A 24,193-nucleotide genomic window follows, 5' to 3' on the forward strand; every position below is an offset into this window, starting at 1 on the left:
ACGGATTATTATTTTCCTATTTTTAATGAACGGCGAATTTAATATAAGATGAGCTTAAGAACCACTCTTTACCTTATTATCCTTTTTTTAGGTATTTACGGCAAAGCACAAGTCAGCGATGACTTTAGTGATGGTAATTTTTCTGAAGCACCCATTTGGTATGGAGAAACTAGTTTTTTTCAGATAACGAATGGGGCGCTGAACTCTGCTGGACCAGATGCCAGCTCAGAAATATACTTGTCCACTCCCACTACTCTTGCGGATTATACCGTTTGGGAGTTTTTTCTCCAGATCGATGGCAGTGCGCCTTCAGGGAGTAATCAGGTAAAAATTTACTTGATGTCAACTCAAGCTATCCTGACAGGTGTCTCGGATGGGTATTACCTGGAGGTGGGGCAGACAGGTGACGACTACTTAAACCTTAAAAAAACGGATGGTTCGGTCCTCCTGACCGGAACTACTCCTTTTGATGACCAGGTGAGAGTAAAGGTGACCCGCTCACCGGAGGGCGAGTGGCAGCTCTGGGCAGACCATAGTGGCGGCTACCAGTACCTATTCGAAGGAGCGACAACAGATCTTACTCACACTACCACAGCAGCTTTTGGCTGGGTAGTGAAACACACCAAAACCCGTAAAGAGAGCTTCTTTTTGGATGATGTACAGGTGGATCAGCTCCGGGTGGATTCCGTTAGCGTGATCAGCAGTACTCAACTGGACATCCAGTTCAATCAATTTGTGACGAGAGATGATGCGGAAAACACAGCAAATTATGCGATTCAGGGGTTGGTAATAAACTCGGCACAAAGGGATGCTGATGACAGTGCCAGAGTGTTTCTCACTCTGGATGGCAGTACACCTTTAAGCACCTCCACCTACTCACTGGTATTGAAAAACGCTTTTACCAGACAGTCGGCGGATACCATAAATTTTCAATACCGGGAACTGACATTAGATACCATACTGACCTTATCCGACTCGGAGCTGCTGTTGGAATTTAACGATACGGTGCGCACGGCTGAGGCCGAAAATGTGGCAACGTATACTGTAGACCAAGGAATAGGAACGCCTTCTACAGCTGTACGAGTTGCAGAAAACCCAAAACAAGTAAAACTCGAATTGGCGGGAGCGTTAGCAGAAGGAGTGAACTATAAACTCACCATTTCCGGGCTTCAAAATGCCGAGGGAAATAGCACTTTTTCAGGAGCTAAAGACTTCCAGTTTGTGATACCCCTGGTGCTTGACACCCTATCGGCAAAGTCTGAAAACACTTTGTTGGTTTCCTTTAATAAAACGCTAAATGCATCGCTCGCCGAAGCAGAGGATAATTACAAGTTGGATGCTGCAGAAACCCCTCTTTCTGCGGAGTTGCAGCCAGATGGAAAATCTGTTTTGTTGATGTTTTCGGAGTTTGAAAACGGAGACCATACGCTTGCGGTAAACAACCTGCAAGACCTGGAAGGAAACACCCTCCAGGAGAACAGTGAAGGTACGTTCAGCTATTTACATCTGGCATTGCGCCAAATAGCTTATGCTGGTGAAAACAAGATAAATGCCTACTTTAATCAGGGAGTGGACACTGTTGCTGCCGGCGAGCTAACTAACTACGAGCTGTCTGAGGCAGGCCAGCCAATTGCTGCTACTGTTAGCGATTCATCTGTAATGCTCGAATGGGAAAGGCTGTACAATACCGATTATACGCTTGCCATTGAAGGTGTGATCAACGCGCTGGCCAACAGCCAACCGGATTCTCTTGGTGCATGGGTGGCGGTGCGCACTGCGAGTGATTATCGGAGTATGCTCATCACTGAAATCATGGCAGACCCAACGCCCGTAGTAGGCTTGCCGGACGCGGAGTATGTGGAGCTTTACAACCCCAACAGCCATAGCGTGAATGTTGGAGGCTTCACCTTAAATGACAAAGTGCTTGATTCTTTTGTCGTAGCTGCAAACGCTTACCTACTGCTGACAGACAGGGAAGATTCGGCAGGCTTTGGCCTTACCAACAGTTTGGGCGTGATGGCATTTGATGCGCTAACAAACGGTGGTGAAACGATTCGCCTCAAGGATCAATTTGGCATCACATTAGATACTGTTTCGTACACCGACGACTGGTACGGCAACTCAGAAAAGTCCAATGGAGGATATGCTCTGGAGCTCATTGACCCGTTACAACCCTGCTCTGGAGTACAAAACTGGACGGCTTCTATACACAGTTCTGGAGGTACTCCCGGAGCTCAAAATTCAGTACATGATGATGACCATCAAGGTCCACAAATAATAGATGTAGATGTGCTGGGAGCCGATACCCTGAGGATATATTTTGATGAGCCGGTGGCATCAGCATCTATCCAATTGGCGGATTTTGAGTTGGAAGAGTATTCAATTGCTGAGCTGGATTCACTGGATATGTCTACCTATCAGCTCAGGTTGTCCGAGGAGTTGACGTCAGGGGCGTATTACTCTTTGATGGTCGGTGCGGTTCAGGATTGCCGTGGTAATTCGTTGAGTAGTCAGACATATACTTTTTTTCACGATATAGATGGGCCACAATTACTTGAGACCTTCCCCATAGCTGCTAATGAAGTTGCCCTGTTATTTGATGAACCATTGGAAGCCACCTCAGCAGAAGAAGAGGCTAATTATTCCCTGGCTGCCATAGCCATTGATCAGGCCACGCTTCAGGATTCGGCCAGGCACCGGGTGCATTTGCTTTTGCACACAGACTTGAGTGAGCAGTCCTATGAGCTGTTTGTTACCGGTTTGGAGGATACGCTTGGCAATGTCGGAGATGCTGCCAGAATGGAGTTTAGCTTTGAAGAGGCAATTGCTGACTGGCGGGTGGTGTCAGCCAATATCTTGTCGTTTTCCTTTACCCAGGCTATTGATACAAGTCGGATTAGTCAGAGCAATTTCCAGCTAGCTGATGGTAGCCACCCTGAATCCATAGCCAATACAGATGATCGTTCAGTCATACTAGGTTTTGAAACCAACTTTACCGCAAATAAAAGTCAGCGGCTCTATATGAAAGGCATTCGCTCCCAAGCGGGAAATTCTATGCTTACCCCGGCTCTGGACTTTGTATACGACACCCGGTCTCCAGACCTTGACAGTATGGTGGTGGCAAGTGATACCACATTGTTGCTCTATTGGGATGAGCCACTGGATACGCTTCGAGCACTCACCACCACCTTATATGAGCTGGAAGGTGTTAGTCCCATTCGGGTAAAAAGCATTGATCAAAAAACTTTTCAGCTCTGGTTCGAAAACCAATTTGAACAGGAAAAAGACCTGAGGCTCACCATCAAATCCCAGGAAGACTTGTCCGGCAATGCATCGTCTACCAAACGCACCGATTTTGTTTACGACAAAATTCCTCCTTCCATCGCTCGTATTGATTTTCAGGGATCAGATGAGCTGTTAATTGTCTTTCATGAGCAGATCACACGCACTTCGTCTTTGGCATTAAGCCACTATCAGCTCGGAAATGACCATCCTGTAGCGGCTAAAATTTTGGGGCCAGACTCTACCAGCGTATTGCTCACTTTTTCCGCTGTGGCGTATGACACAGCTCTATCCTTTTCTGCAACCGACATCTCCGATGTGGCCGGTAATCTATCTGAAAACATACAGTATAGGGTAGACTCTTACACGCCTCAAATCACCAGTATTGCTGCTGTGTCGGATCGTGAGCTCTCGGTAGACTTTAGCCATGCGCTGGAGAGCGGGTATGCGCCTCTGCTTCACTGTGACCGTTCGGTAGACAGTGTTGTAGAAGTGTCTTCATATCAGGCATCAGTTTATTTATCACTCCCACTTAGTCAGGGAGAGCATGTGATTATTAGTGCGTCAGGGGTGGAGGCTGTTCATGGAGCCACTTTAGACGATAGCCTTTCATTTGTGTTTGAGACGTATTTTGAAACCTACCAGCTGCTTGATGAACAAACCCTGGTTTTGCAGTTTCAAACAGCCTTTGATTCAGCATCCCGTTCCCATTTTCAAGTGGAATCTCACGACCTGGCATTTGTGCAATTAGATGGTGAAAATTCGTCACTGATTCAGTTGAGCTTTGCGAATAGCTTGCCAGAGAATACCCCTATTGAGATTGTATGGACTGACCTGATGGACCGCTTTGGAAGAAGGTTGCCTGATGGAGCAGTGACAATGCAGCGAGATACGCACCCTCCAGTCGTACAGGAGGTGGGTTCGGCACACGGTGATAAGCTGCAGGTTTCGTTTGATGAAGCGCTGGAAGCGTCTTCGGCATTGGCTAAAAATCATTATGCCGTTGATGGCACTTTACCCATCGAGGTGGCACTGGCTAATGACCAAAAGGTTGACCTTACGTTTCCAAACGGTTCTTTTGAAGTAGGAAAAGCGTATGAGTTGATCGTAGATCGGGTGGCCGACCTGAAAGGGAATTACCTGCTTCAGGATACTACCTCATTTGTCTATGAACCACCCACCCTCCCAACGCCTGGTGGTATGCTCTTTACAGAAATAATGGCCGACCCGAGCCCTGCTGTAGGTTTGCCCGAAGCTGAGTACCTGGAGCTGTACAATGCAGATACTATTTCATTCGATCTGAGTGTGCTGAAGCTTTCGGATGAGTTGGATACTCTGAAATTACCGTCATATAGTTTGGGTGCTGGTGAATATGTGCTGCTGATTGATGAGTCGAATCAGGCAGCATATAACTCCGGGAATGTACTAGGCCTGGCAAATATGCCTTCTTTGGCCAATGATGGTGAGACCTTGAGGCTATCGACCATTTTTGATGAAGTGGTAGATGAAGTTGCCTACTCTTCTAGCTGGTATGGTGAAGCGTCTAAAGCAAATGGTGGATACAGCCTCGAACGAAACGCTATGAACAATGCATGCCCGGTTGCCTATAATTGGGCTGCGAGTAAGTCGGAAGCAGGAGGTACACCTGGATATCAAAATTCAATTTTCCGTGAGGGACCAGACGAAGAAAAGCCACAGCTCAACAGCTGGTCAGTTGTGAATGGTTCGGTGGAGCTGGTTTTTTCTGAACCTATGGATAGCGCAAGCTTACTGCAGGCATCCGTGGATTTTGCGCTGCCAGTGGAGCGAAGAACTGTTGACGATGGAGCTGAGCGATTGACCCTTCATTTGGCTGATCAATTCTCACCGGGGGAAGCCTATACACTCAGTATCTCCGGGCCTCTGGATTGTACTGGAAATGCGCTGGATAGTATAGGTCTGGAGTTAAGTGTAGGCAAAAGCCCAGCGTCGGGTGAGTTGATCATCACGGAAATCATGGCTGATCCCGAACCGCCGAATGGGCTGCCGGGTGTTGAGTATGTGGAAGTCTACAACGCAAGTAGTTATTACCTTGATTTGGAAGATGTAGAGTTTGCAGATGAAAGAGATACGGTCGGCTTGCCTGCGTATACTTTGCCACCAGAAAGATATGTTGCTCTCGCTAGTGAAGCTGGAGCGCAGCAATTGATAGAATTTGGATCGGCACTTGGTGTAAGAGGATTTCCTGCTCTGACCAATGCAGGAGAGCAATTGACGCTTTTTTCAGCTGGAGCTAAAATTGACGAAGTGATTTACAGTGCAGACTGGTATGCAAGCGAAGCTCAGGAAGGAGGCCATTCATTAGAACTGATTAACCCGGCTGGTACTTGCAAAGGAGCTGCAAACTGGACCTCTTCTACTGACGCTTTGGGCGGTACGCCTGGTACACAAAACAGTGTGTTTCATATAGGTCCTGATGCCACGGCTCCGGAAGTGGTCAGCTTCGAGGTGTTGGATGCTAGCACCTTGCGCTTTGTGTTTAGTGAATCTATGGACAGTCTATCGCTGTTGTCGAGCCGACTGGATGGAGTGGTTGTGGACCAATTCGAAGTATTGGGGTATTATGCAGATACCCTGGTGGCCCATTTGTTTGTGCCGGTAGCACGTGGAGAGCAGGTAAGCATTACGCTCTCTGGTCCACAAGACTGTTCGGGCAATGGCATGGAGCTAAATTCATTCACTGTTGGCTTGGGTGATCGTCCAGCTTTTGGAGAGCTGGTGATCACGGAGATCATGGCAGATCCTGAGCCATTGGTGGGGTTGCCACCTTCAGAATATGTAGAAGTGCTCAACACCTCAGATAGGTTGCTATCACTCGGTGGCTTACAGCTAGTGGTAGAAACAGACACCGTTTTGCTTCCGGCTGCTACAGTAGAGCCCGGAGCTTATGTACTCCTGGTGCCCAAAGCTGCGGTGGGGCTTTTCGAAGGGGGAGCCGTGGTAGGGCTGAGTGGATGGGCTGCTATCAAGAATAGTGGAGATTTTTTGGCCATTATTGGGGAAGAGCTCATTCATCAGGTGGAATTTGATCAAGAATGGTATGGAGAAGAAAAGGCTGATGGTGGCTTTAGCCTGGAGATAAAAGATCCCCTCAACGTTTGCGCGGGGGCTATCAACTGGACAGCAAGTACTCATCCCAATGGTGGTACGCCGGCTTTTGCCAATGCTGTATCCGAGGCTGTTCCAGACAATTTTGGGCCCGAAGTTCTAGCTGCTAGGGTAGTGACTGCCAATGAGCTGCATGTTTTGTTTTCTGAGCCTCTGGCCGTAAACAGTGTTATCAACCTGGTAGTGGATCTGAGTCCTGATGTATCAGTTGCCAGGTTGGAGCTGAATAAATATCGCACTCAGCTAACGCTCTTTTTGGAGGACTCGCTGCAACGTAACTTGCCGTATGAAGTTCGAATTTTTGGTTTGAGAGATTGTTTGGGCAACACGAATGAACCACTGGAGTTTACGTTGATCCGACCAGGTGTAGCTACTGAAGGCCAGGTCAGGCTCAGTGAGTTGCTTTTTAACCCCAAACCTGAGGGCGTAGATTTTATAGAGTTGTACAATACAGGCGATAGCTATGTGGATCTTTATGGTTGGGATCTGGAGCGACTATTGGATGACGGCACTGAGATGACCACTATTACCACTCACTACCTTCTTGGCCCTCATGCTTATGTGGCGCTCACAGAGGATACCATTTCTTTAAAGAACCAGTACCCACCACGGGTTAGCAAGCGTCTGCTACAGACCCAGCTACCAGCTATGCCAAATGAAGCAGGGCACATCCATATTGTGAGCGGAGCAGGCATACGACAAGATGCTTTTGAATATGATGAAGATTTTCATTTGACTTTGCTTGATGACGTGGACGGTGTGTCGCTGGAGCGTCTGGATTTCGAAAACCCTACTCAGGATGCCAACAACTGGACTTCAGCTTCGTCAGCGGTGGGTTTTGCTACCCCGGGCTATGCCAACTCTCAGGCTCGAGGACAGCAGGTAGCCAGCGGCAAACTTGCCGTAACACCTAAAGTGTTCATTCCTGCCAGTTCCAATCCGGCTTTTCCCTCCTTTGCTACCATATCCTACCAACTGTCTCAACCTGGTCAATTTGCAAACATCACTATCTACAATCAAGCTGGCCAGGTGACTTATCAACTAGCTCAAGGCATTTCTTTGTCTCAGGAAGGTTTTGTGCGCTGGGATGGCACCGATGATGCCGGAAGAAAAGCACCAATGGGCTACTATGTGGTGCTTTTTGAATTGTATGATAGCAACGGAAATCAACAATACCTTAAAGAAACCGTGGTAGTCGGGCATTAAGACCTGCACATCCTTCCCATTTTGAAAAGCCTTTTCCAAAAATGATCACACCGGGCATGGTGATTACGCAAAACTGAACAGATATAAGTGTCTGTAAATCAGTGCATAGTGAAATTCTTCGGTTTTTGGCATCAGTCTTGGCTTATAGAGGGCGAATCAAAAATGACGAATGTTATGAAGAGGACAAGATTTAATTTATTAGCAATTCTCGGTATGGCAACAGCCATAACCTTTAGTGCATGTAGCAATGATGATGAAAACGTAAATGAGCCAGACGATCAGCAAACTGAGCGTGGTTCAGCAAACGTTGCCATGACAGATGCTGCGGTGGACGCTGAGAATGTAACAGGCGTTTACATGAGTGTAAAAGGTATCAAAGCTGATGGAGTAGATAACGCGAATGATGCCACGGTAATGTTTGACGCCACTCAAGAAGTAAATGTGATGGCATACCAAAACGGTGAGACCTATAACTTCCAAAGTCTGGATCTGAAAGCTGGATCATACTCTGGCATTTCATTCATACTTGACGAATCTAAGCCAGCATATGTGACTTTCAAAGACAATACAGAATCTGAAATTGAAATTGAAGGAAACAGCTCTGCTAGTAATGAGTATCAGGTGATGGGTGATTTCGAAATCAATGCAGATGCCCAGACTGACCTTGTAGCTGATATTGACCTGAGAAAGGCGTTTAAGAATACTTCTGAAACTTCAGCTGAAGGAGAGTACAAACTGAGAACTACAGCGAGACTTGTAAAAGCAAACTCCGCGGGTACCATCAAAGGTAGTGTAGAAAACTACAATGAGATGAAAACCAAAATGGAGGAGCAAAACAAGAAAGCGAAAGTAGTAGTATATGCTTATGCCGAAGGTACTTATGAAGCCAGTGAGCAAGAAGATGCTGACGGTGAAGCAGGACTGAAGAGTAGGTTTGAAAACTCAGTAAACAGTGCAGTAGTAGCAGAAGATGGTACGTTTACGCTTGCATTTATGGAAGATGCCGAATATGAAATTGTGGTAGCTTCTTTTGAGAAGAGCAAAGACGCACCAGAAGAGGAAGAGTATTCTTTCTCAGGATCGCTCGAAGCGAAACTTACAGCAGATGCTGCATTGAACGCTGTACTTAGTGGATTGGATGTACAGGCCAACTCTAGTACAAATGTGTCACTATATCTTGGTTTGCAATAATAGAAACCAATAGAGGTGAGGCCTTCGGGCCGCAGCCCAAGCTATAGATCCAAACGCCCGGTGATCTTTCATCGGGCGTTTTATTTATGCCAACAATACAACAACAGACCAGTTCTCCAACTATGAGCAAGATCAAGAACAACTTAAAAATTCAGCACGACATACTGAGTAAGATATTTTACATCAAGGTAAAAGGTGGCAATGCAGAGCTGCACTATGACCGGCACGGAGATTCCTATCTCGACCTGCTATCCACTACGGTGCCAGACGATTCTCAGGGTTTTGGGATAGCCAGTCAGATTGTAGAAGCTGCTTTGGCTTTTGCCAGAGAGCAGCACCTAAAGGTAAAGCCTACTTGCGATTTTGTAGAAAGCTATATAGAAAAACACCCTGAGCATAGCGACCTGGTGCTATAGTCAGGGTGTTTGTTAGCTTAATTGGATAAGTGCTTATTTCTCGTATAGAGCTTTGCCAGCTTCATAATACTTATCCCCTTCTACCCAGAATGGCGTCTCTTTCATATTGCCTATGAGTCTGCCTGCCAGTACGTAGGCTCTATAAAAGGTGTAGAGGTAGTCCATGTCCAGCGTTTCAAACTCATCTGCGGGCTGGTGATAGGTCCTGGTGATGTCTTCATCAAAAGCATCTACCCCCATGCCAAAGCTCGGAGCAGGTATGCCTTTAGAGGCAAAGCTCACATTGTCTGATCGGTCAAACAGGTTTTGATCCTTGTAGTTGGCATCATCTCCAGGAGTGAGTCCGTAGGTTTCTATCGCTTTTATGAGCAGATCTTCCGCAGTGGTACGGTCCAGACCGATTACAGTGGCCATCGACGTGTTGTTGTACCCACCATTGTCACTGTTAAAACAAAATGCAATTTCGTTGAGCGGGAGCGGGCTATTGTCTACAAAGTATTTGCTACCCAGCAGGCCTTTTTCTTCTGCGGTAAAAAGCACAAATAGCGACGAACGTTTGGTGGGTTTGGTGGTGAGGTTTTTCGCTGCTTCCAATACCGTTACCGTTCCTACTGCATTGTCTCTGGCGCCATTGTAGATGTTGTCTCCTGTGCTGTCTGGCGCTCCTACACCCACATGATCGTAGTGTGCTGTAAAGGCTACATACTGGCTTTTGAGTTCACTATCTGACCCTTCCACATAGCCTACTATATTGTGGCCGTTAAACTTTTCTACTTTCGATCCGGCGATTTCCAAAGTTACCGTATCTCCAGTGCTAAAAGCCTTGCTGCCTTTTCGCTCGGCGTTGCTCATCCAAATGGTCAAAAACTCGTCTTCGTCTTCTCCTTCATCGAGCATCACCTTGTCTCCACTTAGGTACTTGACCAGCAGTGGCCATGGAATCTGAGGAGACTGATACAGTTCGATAATCCCCGCAGCACCAGCATCCTGTGCCCAAAGCCTTTTTTCCTTCGCCAGGGCATACCATGCTCTCACGCTTTCGTCAGTGCCATCTCCGGCTGTACATACTACTAACTTGCCAGCTACATCCGCTTCTTCCAGTTCTTCCTGAGTGGCATACGGCAACACTACTACCTCACCTGTCCAGTTGAGGTTAGATCCTTTTAGCAAAAGGAAATCTTTTTCAATCTGAAAGGTATCTGCTGTGCCAGTAAGGGCTCCACGCTCGGGTTTGTAATACTTTTTGAAAGGCACCGGCTGAAAATAGTCCGGGTATTCAGGAAATGGTTTTACACCGTAATATTCCAGCTGAGTGCGCAGGTATTCTGCGGCTACTTCCAGGCCTTGAGAGGGGGTGTCTCTGCCTCTCAGTGCATCCGAAGCGAGAAACTTCAAATGTGCCTCCATGCGCTGCTTGCTTACGGTCTTGTCCACAAGCTTTTTGTCTTTTTGAGCCCAAGCTACTCCGCAGCTCATCATTAGAGCCGCTATGATCACCTTCTTCATGTATATACTGTTTTTTTGAATTTGGGCCCTAAACTAATGGCGGAATCGGCGATCACCAAGAAATATTAGATCAGTGGTTGTCCTCCTTTATTTTTCTTTCTTCTGGAGGGTTGGCCTTATCGGGGTTCGTATAAAACGGCACCACTATGTCCATCAGTCCTACTCGGAGGCTGTTCCACAGGTAGTTAAAGAAATCTTTGTTTTGGTAACGGATGAAATAGATGTTTCCTGTTTTGTAATTAGACTCTGACGGAAGGTTTTCATTTCTCACTACCAGATTACCTAGTATACTCTGAAGCCATTTTTCATCCCTTTCTTTATCAAAAACGGTAATGTTGAGGTTTTCATATTGGAAAAAGAGCTCTCCTGACGAGCTGTAATCATCCCCTTTAAAGTCAAAATCCAGGGACCGGAGGTCTCCTTTAGCTTTTACGCCTACCAGAGGTGAGAGCACCTGGTTTACGTAGCTTAGTGGCATTTCGTCTAATGAACCGCTAACGCCAAATTGCTGGGAGGCTGAGTTCATGTCCAGGTTTATTTGAGTGGTAAGCTTCCCCACACCCATAAACTGTGAAAGCACATCAATAGTAAGCGTTGGCTGATGTTGGAGGTACGCAGTGTCATTGGATATGTGATAGGCGCTCACATACAGGTTTTCAAAACTGATGCGCCCACTACGAGGTAGCGCTACAGGGTATTGCTCGTAGGCAATGAAGCCATCTGTAGCAGTAAGGGTATCGCAGCGAAAGGCAAGAGGGATCTTGTGTAGCAGGCCCGAAAGTAGTGGCTTGGTGTGGGGAGGTCCTTGCGGAGGATTTTTGTCTTTGTATACTTCTAGCACCGGCTGGTGAAGGTGCAATTTGCTAGAAGAGAGCTCTGTGCGTTTATTTTTATGTAGTTCCCAGAGGAGCTTTTGAGCATGCAGGCTATCTACAAAAAAATCAATCCTGGCTTTTTCATAGGGGTGTTTTTCGGCAAATTTCTCCTTGGACCAGATGGGTTTAAAATGAAGAGATTTTATGGCGAGTGCCGTATCACGTACGTCCAGTTTTCCAGATGTTAGTGTGTAATTTTCGTTGAGTTTTAGGTAGGTACTGTCTATGGTAATGGTCGATTGCTCAAAAGCCATAGGAAAAAGCTGATCAATGGTGCCCGTATCTACTACAATCTTCCTGGCGCCAATATTTAAACCGGAAACTCGCAAAAAATCTGATGCTTTACCATGGTGAAAAGCCCGAATATGGGCGTTTTTGAGCTCAAAGTTTTCCACTTCAATACGGGTGAATACCTCCTTGACAAAAAGGTTAATAGCTTCTCGCTCCTGATTGGTAGGGCGCTCGCTTGGGAGCTTTATTTCTAATGCCAGGCTGTCAAATACGATGTTGTTTACATGCACTTCATGGTCAAAGAGTAAGCTCCAAACACTAAATCCGGTGATGTAAATTTCCTTAGCTCGAGAATAGATACTGACTGAGGTGTCTGCCTGTGCCGTATCCAGGTTTAGAGTTGGCTGTCGAAAGCGTACACTTCGCTTGAGCAGGTTTAAGTCAAGCGAAGCAACCTGTACCTTGTCGCCAAAAAGTTTTGGGAATTTCTGGTGTGCCAGATAGTTGGTAACGATATAGGTAACACCCAGGATCAGCAAGGCTATTCCTGTGATGACTAGTCCGTTTCTAATGGGTTTGTTTGGAGGCATGAAAGGATCATTGAGAATCACCTCTTTTAACTTCCATGCCCCCGAGTAAGTTTAGTTTTATTCGTTTTTGAAGATTTGAACCACCGGGTCACGCCCTTCTACCAGGTATCCTCGGTACATTCCGCTGGTGTTGAAAGGCATGGCCACATTGCCGTATCGATCTAGCGCTATCAGTCCTCCTTTGGCATCCATAGCTGAGAGCTTGTCCATTACCTGCTGGGCAGCATCCTCTACGCTGAGCCCTTTGTACTCCATCAGTGCAGACACATCATGGGCGGCAGCCGTCCGAATGTAGTATTCGCCATGGCCTGTGCCAGAAACTCCACAGGTGGCATTGTTGGCATAGGTTCCTGCTCCTATTACCGGTGAGTCGCCTATTCTGCCCCAGCGCTTGTTAGTCATCCCTCCGGTAGAAGTAGCCGCACAGATATTACCAGCCTGGTCCACAGCTACTGCACCCACCGTACCAAATTCCTTTTCTACCTTTTGAATGATCTTTTCCAGCTGTTTAGCTCGTCGTTCGGTTTTGAAGTATTCTGGGGCTACCAGCTCCAGGCCACGCTCTTCAGCAAAGGCTTCGGCTCCTTCACGTGCCAGCATCACATGGGGTGAGTTGAGCATGACTTCATTGGCTGCCAATATGGGGTTTTTTATTGTTTTTACTCCCGCCACAGCACCGGCATTGAGGTCACTACCTCGCATGATGCTGGCATCCAGTTCATTTTCACCTGTGGCTGTAAAGACAGCTCCTTTTCCTGCATTAAACAGCGGGGAGTTTTCCATGAGTAGGATAGCCTCCTGGATGGCTTTGCAGCTGGATTCGCCAGCTTCCAGTAGTTGGTATCCCGTAGTAAGTGCAAGCTGCAGTTGCTCCCGATACGCAGCTTCGGCTTCTGGGGTCATCTTGTCTCTGGAGATGGTGCCGGCACCTCCATGTATGACGATGGCTACTTTGGGCGAGGGGTCAGGCTGGGAATTTTCTTTGTTTACGGATTGTTGGCATCCTACCAGAATAGTAAGCACACTCAACGAGAAAATGAGGTTTTTGAAGTGATGTGTCATTTTTGGATGTGTCATTTTTATAGTTTTAAATGTGAGGTGGTTATGTTACTTTAGCGCTTTTAATACCACCGGAAATATAAACATCAATATTATGGCTGAGAAGACAATGTATTCCGAAGACGAACTGAAGGAATTTGAGCAATTGATCAATGAGAAGTTGGAGAAGGCTCGTGAAGAACTAAGAATCTTGAAGGGTTCGCTTACCAGGAATACAGACGAAGGCACAGATGCTACACATAGCTCAGTGAAAACACTGGAAGATGGTGCAGACACTGCTGAAAAAGAGCAGTTGAGTACTTTGGCAGGCCGTCAGCAAAAATTTATCAATAACCTGGAAAAGGCACTCATCCGAATCAAAAACGGCACGTACGGAATCTGTGTAGATACAGGTAAACTTATCAGCAAAGAGCGACTCAGAGCGGTGCCACATACCATGCACTCTATAGAAGCAAAGCTCAATCAGAAAAAATAGTGGATTACCTCGTTCATCATATTGAGGCGTTGGTGTTTTGCTCACCGAAGCCCATCACCCCGGATGAAATTCACGCTTGCTTGAAAGAAATGTTTGAGGCGGATGTGCCGCTTGACGACATTTCTCAAGGGCTGGAGATTCTGGAAAAAAAATATGATGCCGATGACTTTTCTTTTGGACTGGTAAAAAGCGGAGGGGGATTTCAGTTTCTCACCAAGCCGGCTTATCAGGCGAGCATTAGTATTTTGCTAAAGCAACAATCCAAGAAAAGGCTCTCCAACTCAGCCATGGAGACCCTGGCGATTATTGCTTACAAGCAGCCGGTGACTAAAACAGATATCGAGCAGATTCGCGGGGTAAACTGCGACTATGCGGTCAATAAATTATTAGAAAAAGAACTTATCGAGATCAAAGGCAAGGCCGACACAATAGGAAGGCCCATGCTCTACGGTACCAATGATAAGTTTATGGATTACTTCGGAATCAACTCACTGAAGGACCTGCCAACACCGAAAGATTTTGTGCAGGATGACAATGCCATCGGAAAGGAAGAAGACGCGGAGGAAGAACAAGAAAAAGATGAAAAGTAAGAAACCTTCAGGGCCTGGCAAAGGCAAACAGAAATATACTCCTAAACCACAGGAAGTACGCCTCAATAAGTACATAGCTGATGCGGGTGTGTGTTCACGACGTGAAGCAGATGTACTCATTGCCGATGGTAAGGTGAAAGTGAATGGCAAAGTGGTGACCGAAATGGGCTTCAAAGTCCACCGCTCTGACAAAGTAGAGTATGAGGGCCGGGCGCTGAAAGCCGAAAAGCTGCAATACGTACTCTTGAATAAGCCGAACGATTTCATCACTACTGTATCAGACCCTCATGGTCGCAATACGGTAATGAACCTGGTAAAAAACGCGTGCGATGAGCGCATCTATCCCGTAGGGCGTCTGGATCGCAATACCACCGGGCTACTCCTGTTTACCAATGATGGTGAGCTGGCCAAACGGCTTACGCATCCTTCTTATCAAATCAAGAAAATTTACCAGGTGACCCTGGATAAGCCAATCACCAATCAGGATTTTGATGCGATACTCTCTGGTGTGGAGCTGGAAGATGGCATGGCTACTCCGGATGAGATGGCGGTGATCACGGATGACAAAACGGTATTGGGGATCGAAATTCACATCGGTCGAAACCGAATCGTACGTCGAATCTTCGAGCATTTTGGCTATCGCGTAGAAAAGCTGGACCGTGTGATGTTTGGCACTTTGACCAAGAAAAACCTACCCCGAGGTAAGTTCAGACACCTTTCTCCAAAAGAAATCAACCAGCTTAAGCACTTGAGTGGGGGAAGGAGGAAATGATCTCCCCCTCCTTCCGATAGGTTTTAAAGTGAGCTTGCCAGTACTTCCAGGTCTTTGGTGATGATGATGTGCTCCGGTTCTTCAGTGATGGATAGTAGTTTTTCATAGGGCCCTTTCATCCCAAACAGGTTGATACAGTCATCGCTGACTTTGTAGGTGATGGTGCTATAGCTACTAGCGACCGATGCAATAGTTTTTAGGTCATCAAGAGCACCATCCGGTTGCACCTTTAGCGCAAAGATTTTTGTGTCCGTGTTTTGATTGCCTGCTCTCTGTATTTTTCCATCCAGACCTTTCAATTCGTTGAAATTTCCTACTACCAGGTAGCCATCATCCAGGTTTGTGACACTAGTGATTTCTCCCTTATAGCTCATGCGCTGCTGCCATTGTAAATCACCCAGAATGCTATAGCTCGCTATGATCATCTCACTTTGCTGAAAGATGTCTGAGATGTAATCTTCACCTTTGTAAGTTACGAGGAGGCTGTTGGTGCGTTCATTGTAAGTAATTGTTCTTGGGTATTGGTTGAGTAACAGTCTTCTGCTGAGCGTCGGTTTGCCCTGCTCATCTAAAAGTAGCAGATGGTTGATGTGGGTGTTGTTCGTATCGGTTCCGTGCAGGATCACGGCCAACCCACCAGGAATTACCTGCATGGCTCCAACTCGCGTGTGGGAATCGTATCCAGCTGTACTGTCTATTTGCAAGAGGTAGTCGTTGTACCACCCCACTTTATTATCTGCAGTAATGCCCGCCACATAGGCTTGAACCTTACCTTCATCTTCATTTTTTAGGATACCCCCTATAAACTGTGATTCATCAAAGTTTCTAAAGCGATGTGTGGTGATAGGATCTGCAGTTAGCTGTTCGTAATCTACAGCCAGTTGCTCATTCAGTGGGATTTCCATTCGCTTGTGTTTGATCTCCTCTACCAGCGAATCAGCGGCCAGAAGAGAGACCAATCGCGATCGGATTTGTGATACATATTGTCCTTTAGTCTCTTGGTTTTCATTGCGTTCCGTTTGAGCAAACTCCACGATGCCTGATTGGTTTTGGTAATGCATGCGAATGAAGTCAGTATACTTTTCAAAGGACTCCTGGGTGTTTTTCTTATCAATATTAGCCAGTAGGGTGTCCGCCTCTTTTATTCGGTTGATCATTTGTCCATAGAGGTACAGCTTTCGGCTCTCGTCTGCAGAAGCCGTAGTGTCTATTTGGTTGCTTTGTAGTTGCTGATAAATCAGTTCGTGTTTTTTGGCTTTGTACAAAAAGATAGGCTCCACGACAGAATTCAGATCGTATTTGCGAAGCTGAAAGAGTACTTCTTTGGAGACGCGCAAAGGTTCAAACTGGTCTCGTATAAAGTCTGGCGTAGCTTGCTCCAGCCGCTGGTTGAGCCGGATGTTTTCTGCGCTCAGATCGGTCCGCAGCTTATCGATTTCAGTGTTGATCGCCTCGCGGGTAGCATCTACCCACTGCGCATAGTCCCAAATGTGCACCTTGTCCTGCAGGAAGTTGATTTTGGATTCGAGCCCATCCAGACGGTACACTTTTACAGGTTGTATGTCCAGTGTCTGGTTGTAGCCAATGTCAAACTGCTGAGTTGCAGCTTTGTACTCTTCCCAGAAGCTCAAGCAGTTTTGGTAGGCAGTTTTGATCTCCTCAAACTGAGCGTCCACTTCTGGTCCATACAGCAAGTAAAGGTCTTTAAAGGTGGTGTACTGGCCTAAAATGGCTGAAACCTTTTTATGCGCACGGTCATAGCTGCTAAAGCTTTTGGTGAACTTTTCGTAGATCGTGGGTGCATGGTCTATAAACGACTGCAGCTCCTCCTTCATGGCGGCCATGTGGCTGCTGATGGTGTCATACTCCACTTCTACACGACCTTTATCGTCTAGCTGCCCGAAGTTGAAGTAGTGTTCTTCATTTTTACGGACATCTTTTTCGGTAATAAACCGCTCCGTGATGGCGTATGCCTTCAAGGCTTCACGGGCATTGCCTACTTTGTAGGCATAGTCTTTTATAGGATCACTGTTTTTGTAGCGCGTTTCGTAGATTACGGCCATTTGGAGATAGATGCTCGCATTGTCCGGCTCTTCTGCCAGGTATATTTTCAGCTGTGCCAAAGCTCCACTTGGAGGCAACGCCAGAATAGAGGGTAAGACATCTTCGTACTTTTCAAGTTTTTGGGCATGCGCACCCAGGCCAGTCAAAATAAGGAAAAGGATGATATATTTTTTCATGATTGGGAGCATTTAGATTTCCAAAATTTTAAGAACCACGCGTCGGTTTTTGGCTTTGTTTTCGTCCGAGTCGTTCGGCACAATGGGTTGGCTTTCGCCGTATCCGCGAGCCACAAATCGCTCTTCCGGAATTTTATTTTCGATCAGAAATTTCACCACACTTTGGGCTCTTCGGTTGGAGAGTGCGGCATTGTACGCGGCTGAGCCTACATCATCCGTATGCGCTGCTATCTCCACTTTCATGCCTGCATTTTGCTTCATTAGGTCGATCACACGCTGGAGTTCATCGTAGGAGATTTCATTGAGCTGGTCAGAGTTAGACTCAAAAAGAATGTCCTTGAGGGTGAGGTTGGCACCAGCCAAAAGCGGTTGGAGTTTCATTTCCAGACTTGGCATGGCATCTCCGGTGCTGACGGAGACTCCTCCGGTGGTACCATCTCCTGAGCTAATGATGGTTTCATCAGGATTTACATCAATCACCGTACTGTTAAAGGCATAGCCCTGATCACTGGTAGCTTCTATTTCATAGCGATCGCCCACACGTAGGGCTACGGTTTCGTTGCCTTCCACATCGATGACTTCATCCCGGTTGCGGTTTCGGATGCGTACTCGTGATCGGATTTTACCATTGTTGACCAGGTCAGCCACGTTGATCTGCAAGTCCCGTTTGTGCGGGAGCATTTCTACATCTCGTATAAATTCTGGGTATACTACCAGTCCCGATACATCCAGCGTAAAGAATTCACTGTCGAAATGCTCTTTGTCCACGATGATCTCATACAGTTTGCCGAGTGGCAGGTCTAATGTAATTCGCCCATCTGCAGTGTTTTCTATGTCCATGAGAAAATCAGAGGCTCCTTGTTCTTTTACTTTGATATTGGCCTGTATTGGCTCGAAAAGATCTCCATCGTAAATATTGAGGTTGAGACTGGCAGCGTTATACAGCTGGATGTCCTGGTCGATTTCTTTGTATTCATTCTCATTAGAGAGATCGTAGAAAAGTGACTGAGACGTATAGCCATTCTTTTTTACTTCGATGTTGTAGTTGCCACCTACGGCCAGTACCACGGTGTATCGTCCATCGTTGGGGTTGTTGTTGATGGTCATCAGTTCGCCGGAGGTAAATGCATCTGACACTACGATTTCTGCAGCTATACCATCGCCCGTATTGCCATCGGTAATGTAGCCCTGGATGATGATGTTTTTAAACTGCCTGAGGTGAGGAGGTATTTGCACCGAATAGATTTCGCTGGCATCATAGACATAGTAGAGCAGATCACCCTGTGCAGAAATGGACGAGAACTGATCCGCTACCGGGGTGTTTACATACTCTAGTGCTACGGGATATTTCCAATCGCCAATATCCGTAAGCTGCGTTTGGTAAAGATCAAAATTGCCCCTTCCTCCCAGTCTGTTGGAAGCAAAGATGAGGGTGCGGTTATCGGCCATGATGCGGGGAGCTTTTTCACAATCCTGATTGATAGGATAGGGCAGCAGTTCGGGTATTCCCCAGCTACCATCAGGTTGTTTTTTGGTCATATACAGACTAAAGCACGCCTTGTTTTCCCATGCTTTGGCGAGCTCTTTGTCTCTTAGTGGTTCGAATTTTTGCCTTACAAAATACATGGTTTTGCCATCAGCTGAGATCGATGGAAAGCCTTCGTATCCTGCGCTATTGATAGGTTCGCCAATGTTTTTAGGTTCCGTCCAGGACTCTCCGTCACGCACCGAGTAGTAGATGTCTTCACTACCATGACCTCCGCGAAAAGAGGCAAAGAAAAAGAGCGTGTTGCCATCAAAGGTGATGCTGGGTCCCCCTATTAAGTCAGTAGAGTCTCCGAAGTTGTTGATCGCATCGATGGGTCTGGGCTCGGTCCAGGAGCCATTGACCAGGCGTGAGTCGAACAGCTCGTATTTCCCCTGGCGGTTAGACTCGAAGATCATCGTTCGGCCATCAGCCGAAATTGATGGTGCATATTCTACCTTGTCACTGTTGAGTTCTGGTATCGGCTGGGCAGTGGATCTAAAGAAGTTGATCGTATCTGAATGAGTCCGAAGTGTATCCGGTATCTGAGCTGAGGCCCAAAAGCTAAAGAGCATGAGTCCTATAGTCCAGATAGTAATTAGGTTGAGTTGGTTTGGTTTCATAGCATATTACTTTCCTAGCATGACAAATGCGCCCCAGTAGTAGGGCTCTGCATACTGTGATCGAACAGATAAAATGGCTTGATTAAAAGCATCAAGCTTAGATTTTCCTCCGAGCCAGTGCTTGTAAAACTGACTCATTAGGAGTTGAGTGGTTTGGTCGTTTACTTTCCAAAGGCTCATGATGAGGTTGTCACACCCTGCTACCATAAATGCACGCTGTAGCCCATAGACTCCTTCACCGTTTTTTACTTCCCCCAGTCCGGTTTCACATGCCGACATCACCACCAGAGACGTTTGGTCCAGGTGGAGATTCATTACTTCATAGGCTGTGAGTATACCATCTTCTCCTCCAGGTATATCTTCATTTTTCATGGTATTTTGTGCGCCGGCAAGCAGTAGTCCTGATCGAAGTAGTGGGTTAAATCGTGCGTTGCGACTAGCCAGCCCTGCTTCATCATCTATCTCAGGCAGGTCTTCCAGAAAAAAGCCGTGCGTAGCGATATGCAGTACTTTGGGGCTCGTTATGTTCTTGATGTTGGCTTCATTGGCTTCTTTTTCTAGAAAGAGTTCATTTTGCCAGGTGGCAGAATTAGCCATGTTTTGGATAGATTTTACCTCTTCCAGTGTTCCGGGGAGCAAAGAGATCTCTTCTCCAAAACTACGCTCGGTATTGCTGCCAGCCAGCAATAGACTGCCCCTGCCTTTGGAAGACTCGTCTAGTTGGTACTGCGGATAGCCAAACAGGGTCATTCTATTGTCCGAATCACCACTGGCCTGGTACTCGGTCAATTCTCGTGTATTGCTAAGCAGGCGCACCTTATATCGGTCTATTATGTAAGAATCGCCCTTTGGATTGTAAAGGGTAGCCAGGTTCACTTTATTGAGTACGCCATCTGCAGATAGGTAAATTGTCTTGATATCATCGTTTATCGTCTCGTCGAAAGGTTTCCAAAAGGTGTCGTAGGATCGCATATCCTTCACTTTGTACACGATGGAGTTTTTGTAGGTTTTAAACCCCTTGTTTTCCATGTGTGCCCCATCGGCTTTTACAACCAGTCGTGGAGCAGTAGATGTGTCAGAGCTGAGTATCAAACCTACGTACAGCACAGAGTCTGCTTTCATTTTTTTCTTAACCCGGATGATTTCTATAGCCATTTGGTCCTGCGTCAGGCTTGTGGCTACTTTTTGCCAGGTAGGCTGCTGCTGCTCAAAGGTGCTGGCAAATGCTGCTGATTTAAGTGAAAGTTCTTTTTCGGTATCATTGGCCTGGCTTTCCAGGTTAGCGATAGAAATGTCGCTTTGAGCAAGCTCTTCCTGACTCATGTTGTAGGCTTTTACGATACGTTCTTTGAGGCTGAGCCATTCGTTAAACAACCCTACAAGTTCTGGGTCATTGCTGCTGAGAATCGTGTTTCGAACCTTGTTGGTAGCGTTGAGCAGGAGGGCCTTAGTGGCCAGCTGCAAGTTATAGATTTGTCCTACGAGCGCCTGCTGTTGTTCGGAGGTGCCTTTTTGAAGTAGGTTGTACTCTACGGCAAATTCTATGTACGACTCAAATACAGGTTTGATTTTGCTGTAAAAGGCACTTTTCTCGTTTTCGCTAAGTGAGGGAAAATATTTTTGGATAAAGTCCAGGTACTGGTTGGTGACCTGAGCGAATAGTGGCTCCGCCTCTTCAAATTGCCCAGTCTTGTGGAGAATGGAGGCCAGCCCATAGAGAGCAAATGCATAGTCTGGATGATTGGTCCCTAATACATTTTTTCTGATCTCTACCACTTTTCGGTAATGCAAGAGGGCTTGTTCGTAGTTTTCTAGTTCTTGTTCCAGGGTGGCCAGGTTGTAAAGGGTGCTGGCATAGGAAGGATGCTGCTCTCCAAATGTCTGCCGATCGATATCCAATGCTTTGAGGTAAAGCTCGCGCGACTGCTCGTAGTTTTCTTCTTCTTCATAGACGCTAGCCAGGTTGTGTAGGGTTTTTGAGTACAACGGATGATGAGTGCCCAGGATGGCTTCATCGATCTCAAGTGCTTCTTCCAGTAGCTCACGGGCTGTGGTGTAATCTTCTTCCAGCTGATGTAGGGTAGCCAGGTTTTCCAATGCAGTAGCATAGTCTGGAGAGTGGCGACCCATGGTCTGTTCATAGATGGATAGTGCCTTTCCGAATAAGGGTTTTGCAGCGTCCAGATTGCCCATTTTTTGATATAGAAGTGCCAGGCTGTTGCTCACGTTGGCCTGAGCGATGTGGTCTTCACCCAAAGACTGAGCGTAAATACTCTGTGCTTTTTTTAGCAGCTTTTCAGCTTCACCATAGTCGGCAAGTTGCTTCTTCACCGTGCCTAAATTGGATAGTGTATAGGCTAAAGAAGGGTCGTTGGGAGGCAAAGTTTGCTCTTTAGTGCTTTTGATTTGCTGTAGCAAATCCAGGGCGTCTGTGTAGCGAGCAGTGTGTAGGTAGAGCAAGGCCAGATTTTCAAGGGTGGTGAGGTAGTCGGCGTTTTGTGGGCCAAATGCCTTGCGTTTGATTTCTTCTGCATTAAGCAAATGGTGCTCGGCTGCATAATAGTTTCCTTGAAGCTGCAGCAGTGAGGAGTAGTTGGTAAGCACTATCGCATATTCAGGGTGATCTTCTCCAAAGCTTTTTTTGAAGATGGGTAAGATTTTCTGGATGCTTTGATCTGCTTGTGCATACTTGCCCTGCTGGGTGTAGATGGTAGCTAGTGTGTTATGTATGTAGGCTGTTTTGAGCGCATCAGGTCCAAATTTTTCCTCGCTGCTGGTTAATGCTTTTTGAGCAGCTAATTCTGCCTCCTGGTACTTGGCTTGCCTCAGAAGTACACGAGCTTGCAGGTTATACAGTGTGTAAATAATGTCGTTTAATTCATTTTTCTCAGCAATTTCCAGGGCTTTTTGGACTAGCTGTGAGGCCTCACTGAAATTGCCTTCGCTTAGGTATATGCTACCCAGGCTTTCCTGAGCCAGTGCAAATGCTTCATCTTTCTCGAATTGCTCCTCTGCATAGATAGAATCTGCCTTTAGCAACAAGTCTCTGGCATCATCTGAGCCGCCACTTCTAATCAGGAGGTTGGCATGTGTAATCAGTGCGTGTGCATAAGAGCGGAGGCCGTTTGCTTGGTCTGCTTCTTTTACCCGAAGGAGGTTTTCCGACAGATTCAGTGCTTTAGCAAACTGTCCCGTTTTCTGTAGGTCGATGACCAGGTTGTTTAGCGCTATGCCATAGGCTTCATCGTCAGTTTGTTGTAGCTGCTCAAAGTTTTCTTTAGCGAGCTGGTATTTTTGGGTAGCATCTGCAAATCGACCTAGCTCGTCGAGTGCGTCGCCTATTTTTATCAAAATACGACCATACTCACCGTTTGGTTTATCATAGCTATAGTAGTCTTCTAGCTCCTGATAGTAGCTGAGAGCCTCTTTAAACTTGCCTTTTGCTGAAAGCAATGCACCATAGTTGTAAATGATGTTGAGATAGTCACCATCGAGTTCTTCAAACGTTCGCATGGTGGTTACAGCCTTTTGAAAAAGTGCTAGTGCTTCTTCATCTTTTTTGAGTTGAAATTTTGCGATGGCCAGATTGCCCTGCATAGTGGCTACCTCATAGCTGTCGTCCGAGTGAAAGGTGCGTGTTACTTCCAGGGATTCTGTTAGTAGTGGTTCAGCTACACCGTATTCACTACGTGCCATTCGTATGACCGCCAGGTTTTGAAGTGCGAGTGCGTAGTTGGTATTTTTTTCGCCTAAGCTCAGTAGGATTTCCACTTCATCTTGAGCATAAGAAAGCGCTGCAGCATCGTCGGTGAGGTCGTAGCAAATGATGGACAGCTGTCGTAGAATGGCAGCTTTGTTTTTTGAGGCTGAGGGTTGGGCTTGCTCTAAAAGTGTTAAAGCTTTTTCAGCAGCAGTTCGAGCCTCTTCTGACTGGTAGTCATTGTAGAGGTCTACGGACTGTTGAAAAGCTTGCGCCCAGTCCTGGCCCTGGGCTATGGATACAGCTAGCCCAAGTGTAAGACTCAGCAAAAGTCTGTTCACGATTTTGTTAGGTTAGTTAGTGAGTAGTGAATTTAGGAAATTATTGCGCTCTTATGAAGGTGAAAGGCGCTTGCTTTTTCAAAATACCTCCTTTGAGGTATCAAGTTCAGGATGGATTGGTTTAATTAGGATGTGATCAAAAATAAAATAGTATGCATGCATACTAAATTCTTGTCATTTAGTATATTCACGATCAATCATTAAATTGATGTTGCATGAAGATCAATCTTAGTCTAACAGAGGTAATCTCAGAAGAGTCTGTTCTAAAAACAGCGTCGATTGAAAAGCGGGCTATCAAAAATGCCAGTCATTACCCATTCATGGATGCGCAAGGTGTTGCAGAGTGGGTTCGACCGGGCTGGCGTTCCAGCCACCGTCTCACGGGTTTTGATAGGGTAGAAAAAAAACCTGATTCAAAAAGAAC

At 46.4% G+C, this 24,193-nt stretch carries 12 protein-coding genes; 6 read left to right on the plus strand and 6 right to left on the minus strand.

Annotated elements, in window-relative coordinates:
- Window positions 1-48 precede the first annotated feature (48 nt).
- From C7460_RS07690 to C7460_RS07700, 3 genes are all read left to right on the plus strand, one after another.
- Window positions 49-7,635, plus strand: a complete 7,587-nt coding sequence (locus tag C7460_RS07690; RefSeq protein ID WP_115867513.1) for a lamin tail domain-containing protein — start codon at window positions 49-51, stop codon at window positions 7,633-7,635.
- A gap of 174 nt (window positions 7,636-7,809) precedes the next feature.
- Window positions 7,810-8,826: a DUF4382 domain-containing protein gene (locus tag C7460_RS07695; protein WP_170147927.1), complete on the plus strand. Its 1,017-nt coding sequence runs from the start codon at window positions 7,810-7,812 to the stop codon at window positions 8,824-8,826.
- Window positions 8,827-8,948: 122 nt separating this feature from the next.
- Window positions 8,949-9,242 (plus strand): GNAT family N-acetyltransferase, encoded by a 294-nt coding sequence (locus C7460_RS07700; RefSeq protein WP_170147928.1) that lies wholly within the window; start codon window positions 8,949-8,951, stop codon window positions 9,240-9,242.
- A gap of 33 nt (window positions 9,243-9,275) precedes the next feature.
- Here C7460_RS07700 and C7460_RS07705 read toward each other — a convergent pair whose 3' ends face one another.
- From C7460_RS07705 to C7460_RS07715, 3 genes are all read right to left on the minus strand, one after another.
- Window positions 9,276-10,748, minus strand: a complete 1,473-nt coding sequence (locus C7460_RS07705; RefSeq protein ID WP_115867516.1) for a M28 family metallopeptidase — start codon at window positions 10,746-10,748, stop codon at window positions 9,276-9,278.
- A gap of 70 nt (window positions 10,749-10,818) precedes the next feature.
- On the minus strand, window positions 10,819-12,444 hold the full coding sequence (locus tag C7460_RS07710; RefSeq protein ID WP_115867517.1) for a hypothetical protein: 1,626 nt from the start codon (window positions 12,442-12,444) through the stop codon (window positions 10,819-10,821).
- Window positions 12,445-12,501: 57 nt separating this feature from the next.
- Complete coding sequence (locus C7460_RS07715; RefSeq protein ID WP_245986240.1) at window positions 12,502-13,521, minus strand: isoaspartyl peptidase/L-asparaginase family protein; 1,020 nt, start codon at window positions 13,519-13,521, stop codon at window positions 12,502-12,504.
- A gap of 76 nt (window positions 13,522-13,597) precedes the next feature.
- On the opposite strand from C7460_RS07715, the gene C7460_RS07720 reads away from it, so the two are divergent.
- The 3 genes from C7460_RS07720 to C7460_RS07730 are packed head-to-tail and all read left to right on the plus strand — an operon-like array spanning window position 13,598 to window position 15,340.
- Window positions 13,598-13,978, plus strand: coding sequence for a TraR/DksA family transcriptional regulator (locus tag C7460_RS07720; RefSeq protein ID WP_115867519.1), 381 nt, complete (start codon window positions 13,598-13,600; stop codon window positions 13,976-13,978).
- Complete coding sequence (gene scpB, locus C7460_RS07725; RefSeq protein WP_115867520.1) at window positions 13,978-14,568, plus strand: SMC-Scp complex subunit ScpB; 591 nt, start codon at window positions 13,978-13,980, stop codon at window positions 14,566-14,568. The genes C7460_RS07720 and scpB overlap by 1 nt, the downstream gene beginning before the upstream one ends.
- Window positions 14,558-15,340 (plus strand): pseudouridine synthase, encoded by a 783-nt coding sequence (locus C7460_RS07730; protein WP_245986242.1) that lies wholly within the window; start codon window positions 14,558-14,560, stop codon window positions 15,338-15,340. Before scpB ends, C7460_RS07730 begins: the two co-directional genes overlap by 11 nt.
- A gap of 23 nt (window positions 15,341-15,363) precedes the next feature.
- Here C7460_RS07730 and C7460_RS07735 read toward each other — a convergent pair whose 3' ends face one another.
- The 3 genes from C7460_RS07735 to C7460_RS07745 are packed head-to-tail and all read right to left on the minus strand — an operon-like array spanning window position 15,364 to window position 23,769.
- Window positions 15,364-17,580, minus strand: coding sequence for a hypothetical protein (locus C7460_RS07735; RefSeq protein WP_147302882.1), 2,217 nt, complete (start codon window positions 17,578-17,580; stop codon window positions 15,364-15,366).
- Window positions 17,581-17,592: 12 nt separating this feature from the next.
- Entirely contained in the window at window positions 17,593-19,728 is a 2,136-nt protein-coding gene (locus tag C7460_RS07740; protein WP_115867523.1) for an OmpA family protein, read from the minus strand.
- Window positions 19,729-19,734: 6 nt separating this feature from the next.
- Window positions 19,735-23,769 carry a CHAT domain-containing protein gene (locus C7460_RS07745; protein WP_115867524.1) on the minus strand — a complete coding sequence of 1,345 codons (4,035 nt, stop codon included), beginning with the start codon at window positions 23,767-23,769 and terminating at the stop codon, window positions 19,735-19,737.
- Between the last annotated feature and the right edge of the window lie 424 nt (window positions 23,770-24,193).

The organism is Marinoscillum furvescens DSM 4134 (genome assembly GCF_003386095.1).
Classification (GTDB): Bacteria; Bacteroidota; Bacteroidia; order Cytophagales; family Cyclobacteriaceae; genus Marinoscillum; species Marinoscillum furvescens.